We start from the raw sequence: 7,639 nt of genomic DNA, 5'->3' as shown, positions 1-7,639 counted from the left end.
ACATCCGACCACGCAAGCGATTTAACTGGCTGTGTCCGATCGAGGTATTCACTCAGCTCATGGGCTTGCAACATGAGGCTCCTGCTTCAATTCAATAGCCGTGTTGCACTCAGCTCCTGCAACCGCCTAATGAAAAATGAACGCCAGATAACTCCGATAATAAGTGATAAGCCATACCCTATACCTATAGAGATGCGGCCACTCTGGAGGATCTCGCTGATTATTATCAGTATTGAGCGGGTATCCAACGAAAAGAAATACTTAGATTCCAAAAAACTGAACATATTGATCTGGATGCTTATTAGAAAAAATAGATGGCCAGAATATGAAGACTATTTAAAAGATCGAACCCTTGATATACCCCTAATATCAGTGGATACAGCGACATACAAAGCAATCGAGATTTGTGTGGCAAAAGCATTGGTTACATTATCCGATGGTAGAGTCCACATTACAGATGCCGGTCAAGATATCTATAGAACCATTCTTGAAAGCGCAGTGATGCAAGAAGAAATAGATTTTTTAGATAACTTTGGAAAAAAACTCACTGACGCTAAAGTTAAAAGCCTCACAGGGGGACTAATATAATGCTTGGTCTAAAAATCAAAGAACTAGAAATCTCCGTCAATACTTCAAGCGGCCCTTTCTCTGCAAAGCTATTTTTTAATGACGGCTTGAATATAATACGTGCAAACAACTCCTCCGGCAAATCAACCTGTATTAACGCCATTGCATTTGGACTCGGGCTTGAGGCAATTCTCGGCCCAAGTCGTAAAAGACCGTTCCCCAAGTCCCTCTATGAAGTCATTTACAAAAGCAAAACCGACGAGACACCATATTTAGTAAAAAGCTCCAATGTGCAATTAAAGATAGTCAATAGTCGCGGAGATGAGGTAACCCTACTAAGAGAAATCGAAGGAAACAGCCAAAAAATCACGGTTAGCTCATTGATATCAACGCAAGATTATTTTCTAGGTGCGGCTGGAGAAGTTGGCTCTGCAAAAAGCGAACTAGGTTTTCATCACTGGCTTGCAAAATTCATTGGTTGGACGCTCCCGGAGGTAGTTACTTTCGATGGCAAAGAAACAAAACTATATCTAGAATGTATATTCCCTCTATTTTTCATCGAACAAAAACGCGGATGGTCAGAAATACAAGCAAACATACCTACCCATTACAACATCAGAAATGTTAAGAAAAACGCAGCCGAATTCTGCCTAGGATTCAACAGTTTTGAGCAAGAGAAAAAGATCTTCATGCTCAAAGCCAAAGTAGATTCCGCGGAAAAAGAGTGGGAAAAAATAAGATCTACCGCCGAAAGTGTCGCCGACTTCAACAGTGTCAGAATCAATATAATCCCCGACATAGAAAAAGCAAAGGAAAAGGCGTACGTGAACTTCTCCTACTTAGAGAATGACATATACATAAGCCTCAACAACCAGCGATCCTCGCTCAAAAAACTAATCGAAAAACTGAGCAACGGCATTTCTGAAAACCAACCAAGTAATGAGAAGATTGAATCGCAAGCGAGTATAATCCGCACCCTTCAAAGAGAGTCGGAAAATACAGCAAGAAAAATAGAGAATTCACTACTATCTCTATCGGAGACGGATAAAAAAACGTCAACTTTGAAACATGATTTAAACCAATACCAACAGTTGCGACGACTTAAATCTGTGGGAAGTGTCATCAATGATGAGCTAGACATTTCCAAATGTCCAATTTGTGACAGCAACATGTACGACACCTTAGGGTCTAACTCAACCCAAAGAGCGCCTATGACGCTCGAGGAAAATATTGAATTCCTCAAAAATCAAATAGACTTCTTCAATTCTATCAAATTAAAGACCGCCGGAGAAATCCAACACTTCCAAGCTAGCTCTAAGCTAATCCAAGCACGACTAGGCGTCGAGCAAGATAAGCTAAATAATTTAAGAGCCGACTTTGAGGATATAAATGCCGCAACAAAAGCAATCCTAAGAGAAAAAATACAAGCAGAAATACAACTTAAAGAAGTGGAAAAGCTCCAAGATTCAGAAAAAAATCTTAATGAGCAAATTGAACGAATTCAATCCGCGTGGCGTACGGCTTCTGACTCATTGAGGCTGGCAAGAAAAAACAGTTCTGAAACTAATAAGTACGCGACCATAACAAAACTAGAACAGATAATACGACGCAACCTTGAGTCATTCCAATTCGATCACGCGGCAATAAATTCCATATCTGTGTCGGATCAAACTTTGCGACCAGAGCAAGAGGGATATGATATTGTAGCAGAAACTTCTGCGAGTGATTATATCCGTGTTATTTGGGCTTACACTCTCGGACTTTTAGAGCTCGCAGGAACGGAGAAAGAGATAAACCATGGTGGTTTTGTGGTATTTGACGAACCGCGACAGCACGAAGCAAGTAAAAATAGCTTTATTTCATTGATCGATACAGCGTTAAAAAGCAAGTCTTATGGTGGCCAGGTTATTTTCGCCACGAGCATGGAAAAAAGCGAACTGGAAAATGCATGCAAAGGCAAGGATCTGAATATATACTTTTTTGACGACTACATACTTAAACCATCAGTTCAAAAAACAGCCCTATATGAAAGCAGTCCCCCTATATAACAAAGTGCAGATTAAAGTATGTTCTCTTGTAGCAAGGGTCGACTAGCATGTGTAGACCCTGCTCATTAAAAACACCTAAATTGAGCTAGACCAAATCTCGATCCCCCCTAACGCACATCATTTAAAAGCAATATATGACGCATATCGAACAGGGCTATGCTCGCATATTGCGGTGATTCTATTGTCGGAACACGGAGCCTCCCTGCTTGCATGAAGCTCACTTAAAAAATCTAAAAGCCCACGCAGCTGTCTGTGGAAAACTACTGATTTCCACGGGTGAATAATTTCATCCACAGCCGCAGAACTCCGGAAAATTCGAGCCTTGACCCGAATTATCCACAGGCGTAGAAAAGATCGGGCAGAGCGCTGTCGTTGACAGCAACCCAGGTAGCCCGAACCTTTGAGGCTACGCCACACCGTGGTGGTTCTCCCAAAGAGCGATTAGCGTCCGGCGGCTCGCACGGTCACAGCGATGTGATGGATGCCTACTTCTACCAGAGTGCCCACTGCGGCAACTCACACCCCTTTATAGCTGCCCTGCAGCAACCTATCCGCTTGGCCATTTCCTTGCGCCAACTTGCGCCCGTCTCTTTCTTCCGGAAAGAGACGGGCGCTCCTACCACTGCTGCAGCTCACCTCGTACAAGGCATTGCGGCATTTCCCCTCGTGACAATCGGCGTGACAAACACCGAAGTCACCAGCAACAGCGATATAGATGATGGTGCCGCAGACCATGGAATGGACTGCACCTGACTGACAGTCAGGCATGCCCCGGTCATCGCTTCACTGCCTTCACCCGACTCAGGATCTCGCGGCATTGGTCTCGTCAGCCAGTGCAGCCTCCACCCGCCCACCGGTAACGGTGCTCAGGAGGCCAGATCATGGGATGCCCTTGCTCCCGGTCGTGAGGAGTCGTCAGTCCCGCGTTAGAGGACATCCCCACAGGTCGCAGGGGCCTTGAACCCTGATAACACTCAGCATTCTTGGCGGGATGACGTGGGGCGAGGATCGGAGAACGGCGGATGGGTGACCGACATGACATTGGTGGGTAAACGCGATGGCCGCAATTTCGGCTATGGCAGGCAATTGAGCTATGCGGGGCCGCAGGCATTGAAAGACATGTTCGGCGGTGGCCACTACGGCACGGTCAAGGCGCATTCTGATCGGTGGCAGGCATTTGTGAAGTGGTGCCGATCCGAACAGGGGCCCGGTATCAATGACGCGCGGCAGGTTGATCGGAAGGTGTTGGCCAACTATGCAGCGTATCTCCGTGACCTGGTTAGGCGCGGCGACCTCGCCATCAGCACCGCGCAAAATCGGCTATCCAGCGTTAACAGGACCATGGCGGCGCTTCGCGGTGATCAGTGCGTGAAGTTGCCCACCCCGAGCAAAGCGTTGCGTATGCAGCGCACCGGGGTTCGCCAGTCGGTGCCACAGGGCCAGGACCGCAAACAGGTTCAGCAAATCGTCGATGCGCTTTGCCGTCATCATCAGCTACGGGCCGCTGCGATCGTTCTGTTGGCGCGAGCTACCGGTATGCGCTTACGTGAGGCCATCTTGGCTGACCTGCCACGGCTAAGCCGTGAGGCTAACGAATTCGGTAGGATCAACATACAGGATGGCACCAAAGGCGGCCGCGCCGGTGCCTCGGCACCCCGCTGGATTTCGGTGGATACGCATGTTCGAGGCGCGCTTAGAATTGCGCAGCAGGCTTCGCCTGCGGGAAGTCGCAACCTGATAGCGCCAAACGAAAACTACGTGAGCTTTCTACAGAAAGTCGTCAGCCCGGCGCGGGACATCCTGCATACACACAACCTCAAAGGCATTCATGAGCTACGGGCGGCGTTCGCGTGTGAGCGCTATGAGCAAATAACCCAACACCGCGCGCCTATCAATGGCGGCCACTGTTGCCAGGTAGATCGGAACCTCGATCGTGAAGCACGTAGCCAAATCGGCTATGAGCTGGGGCACGGTCGGATCGACGTCGTCGCTGCCTATATTGGAGGGCGAACATGAGTAAGCCATTCGACATGGAGCTGTTCTTGGGTGGATTTCTTACGGGCTCGTACGCAACACGTCAGCGCCACTTACGGCAAGCAAAGCTCATCCAAGCTGAGGTATCTGAACGCTGGCAGATAGAAACACCTTGGTCTTGGAAGAGAAAGCACATGGTTTGGTTTCTTGAGCACCACTTGGTTGGGAGATGCGAGGCAACTCGGTATTACTACCTACTTACTGTACGGCTGCTTGCTCGTCGTTTAGAAAAGCCATGGGTTTTCAACTGCCAAGCAAAGAACTGATTTTATAGTCACGACCGACAACAATTACCCCATCGCAGCCGGCCGTCTGTGACAGGCACAAGATCGGCCACGTTTGCGACCCTATGGTTGGGCAGCATGACTCTCTCATTGGACCAGCATCCGCATAGCACTGAAATCGCCGGGCTCTATTACCTTTGCCCCAGAATTAATTGCAGCATTGAAGTCTTCGACAGCCAGCTCGGAATCGTTATAAATATATGAAGATATTTTATTTTCCTGCAACAAGGAGCTATATCTTTCCAACCAAGACAACCTATTCGTTAGAAATAAAGTTTTCTTGGCCAAGAATATACGACTCAGCACGGATGGGAGATATTCTTTTTTGTCAAAATCATCTGTCGGAGATCCAATAGACAACAACATCAAGTTTTCTACTGAATTATTTTCTTTTAGTTTTTTTGCTGAGGCATAAATCCCAACGGGCAGGAAACAGCCGATTTTCAGCCCTCGATTCGCTCGACTGACGGCAAGCTTCTTTTCATATGCAGAACTTCCGAGCAAAACACTTAGCCCTTCATTTTCACAGAAATCTAAAATTTGCTCAACCAACTTTTTCTCTTTATCCGCTGGAGTTGAACTGCAAATCAAAGAGAAATCAAAATTAACAACTGAAATAGAGGATGGAAAAACATACAAATCCTTCTCAACAAATCGCCCAAGTGAAGCTGGGTAATTCGGAGCTTTTCCGCCAATAACTTTGATTTCAACAGCTCTAAACATAGCAGAATATTTGGAATAATCCGCAATAGCTTTTCCAGCGCTTTTTGAACTTGACGGTTCAAAAACCAAAATCTGCGCAGGGGAGTCACCGAGGTACTTCTCGATTAGCTCTTTGACCCTGACCCACTCCAGTCCACCGTGGCCGCATCCTAGCGCAGGAAGTGTAACTACTTTCCCTTTCCTTTCCTTTAAATAAGTGGATAGCCACTGCAGCCCACTTTCCACGTATGAATATTCGGACGGCTTTTTCCAATGATCCTTTGTGGGAAAATTAACAACCTCAACATCTTCAAGCAAAGCATCTGAGCTATGCCAGACAGAGGGTTTCCCAGGTCTAATCAATCCTAAACTACACTGTTCAGCATAATCAGCGAACATGCTCGGGTACCGTTTCTTAAAGGCCAAAGCAACACCCGCCCCCATAACTCCAACACAATTAACAGTATTGACCCTTATATCAGCCTCAAATTTAAAAAAATCCCCTGACACAAATTTAATCATCAGTTTTCACCTCGAAGGAGTCTAAATGCCTCATCCCGAAGCTGTTCAATGCGCTGATAAGTACCCATCAGCCAACCCTGATCAATTGCCCCGATGTCAGCACGACTCAGAGCGACAAGCATATTGACATCCTCTTCACAGGAGATCACATCTAAAAATTGTTTTTTATCGCGTCCTTTTGCAGCTATCTCACCCAGCAAGTCATCATAGGTGACCAACAAAACCAGTTGGCGAATGTCGTTATTAGAAAGCCCACCTACATCCTCAGTCAAAATTCGCTGCAACATTGGCAAAGACTTGCAAGCATGATTACTATCAGCCTTGTCCATAAACGAATTGGCCCATCTAGTCTTAGGCCCCTTACCTATATCATGCAAAAATGCCGCAAACTCTAAAATCTGCTTCCCTCGGAGATCAAGAGCATTGTACTCCGGACTCTCAAATACAAGCTCTGCGACTCGCCTACTATGAGTGCCTACATCATCTTTATGAGGACCATAGTCAGCCGCAAGACCATCAATATTAGCAAGCTCTAATATTGAGCAAAAATCCGCCCGAACAGCATTCAGCGCCTGCTCCAAATTTAAAAACTTTGGATTCGGGAGGCGACCATTTTCTATGCTTGAAACCGTATCTAAAAAGCCTTTCTTTAAGAAATACGGACCAGTAATGAATGAGAACCTCTTATCTTGCATGTCTGGGTAATAATGCCACGAATTACACACGACATTTGGACATGGAACTCCCTTTTCAGCAAATCGATCTCTAATGATCTGAGCAAAACCATCATTCCAAGCAACTATATACGCCACATCCGCCATAGAAACCAGATCAGGGACAAGCAACTCAGCCATTTTTTGATGACGCTCATTGTCATCAGGATACTTCCATTTATTGTGATCAATAATCCCCCAGTTCAAATCCCCCAGACGATCCGACTCGGCCGAACAAAAAAACGGGGGGGGAATATCTGTATTAGCTGAAGCACTGGTAAAGAAAACTCCTTGCCTAGAATCGATGATCCGTAAGGGAACAGCAAAATAAATCAAGAACTGTTGATCAACATTTTTCTTAAGAATAACAGAAAGCTGCATCGGGGGTTTTTGTGCAAAGTAAAATGGGACGTAATCATGAACATGACGTCCCTCTGAACCTGGGACTTCCATCGCGCCTCTTCGGCACTGAATCCCCGCAGCAGCAACATCTACGTGAGTTACGCCTCTTTGTAGCTTCTGGTTCGTCGAGAGCAACCCCAGTTCAATAATTGAATCCAAGTTCTCAATGGACGAAAAGTGATATGCGTAGCGGCCGTTATAACGATCTGGAATTGGCATTTGATGTCCTTATTAAACGCTCAGAAATTACCTAGTCAGCAGCAATGAATAGGGTGCCTGTGGACCCAAACGGCGCTGCCCCCCTAGAAGGCTGCCACAAAGCCCTCAACGAGTCACTGGAGGAGAAGAACTATGCAGCTTCCAGAGT

6 protein-coding genes are annotated in these 7,639 nt (G+C 46.3%); 4 read left to right on the top strand and 2 right to left on the bottom strand.

Features of this window, described 5'->3' with window-relative positions; all coding sequences use genetic code 11:
• The 4 genes from ACZYSM_RS26985 to ACZYSM_RS26970 all read left to right on the top strand — a co-directional run.
• Positions 1-588 (top strand): hypothetical protein (locus ACZYSM_RS26985; protein WP_489076381.1); only part of this gene is annotated, 588 nt, incomplete at its 5' end.
• On the top strand, positions 588-2,615 hold the full coding sequence (locus tag ACZYSM_RS26980) for a hypothetical protein (RefSeq protein WP_489076377.1): 2,028 nt from the start codon (positions 588-590) through the stop codon (positions 2,613-2,615). The genes ACZYSM_RS26985 and ACZYSM_RS26980, both read left to right, overlap by 1 nt.
• A 1,035-nt stretch (positions 2,616-3,650) precedes the next feature.
• Positions 3,651-4,631, top strand: coding sequence for an integrase domain-containing protein (locus ACZYSM_RS26975; RefSeq protein ID WP_489076379.1), 981 nt, complete (start codon positions 3,651-3,653; stop codon positions 4,629-4,631).
• Positions 4,628-4,915 carry a hypothetical protein gene (locus ACZYSM_RS26970; protein WP_489076375.1) on the top strand — a complete coding sequence of 96 codons (288 nt, stop codon included), beginning with the start codon at positions 4,628-4,630 and terminating at the stop codon, positions 4,913-4,915. Before ACZYSM_RS26975 ends, ACZYSM_RS26970 begins: the two co-directional genes overlap by 4 nt.
• Before the next feature lie 105 nt (positions 4,916-5,020).
• Here ACZYSM_RS26970 and ACZYSM_RS26965 read toward each other — a convergent pair whose 3' ends face one another.
• Together ACZYSM_RS26965 and ACZYSM_RS26960 are read right to left on the bottom strand one after the other, a co-directional pair.
• Positions 5,021-6,157, bottom strand: coding sequence for a macro domain-containing protein (locus ACZYSM_RS26965; protein ID WP_470383924.1), 1,137 nt, complete (start codon positions 6,155-6,157; stop codon positions 5,021-5,023).
• Positions 6,157-7,491 (bottom strand): DarT ssDNA thymidine ADP-ribosyltransferase family protein, encoded by a 1,335-nt coding sequence (locus tag ACZYSM_RS26960; RefSeq protein WP_489076372.1) that lies wholly within the window; start codon positions 7,489-7,491, stop codon positions 6,157-6,159. The genes ACZYSM_RS26965 and ACZYSM_RS26960 overlap by 1 nt, the downstream gene beginning before the upstream one ends.
• Positions 7,492-7,639 lie beyond the last annotated feature (148 nt).

It is taken from the genome of Pseudomonas sp. F220, assembly GCF_057813935.1.
Note: the sequence above shows the minus strand (reverse complement) of the source record. Positions and strands in the feature narration are given on the sequence as shown.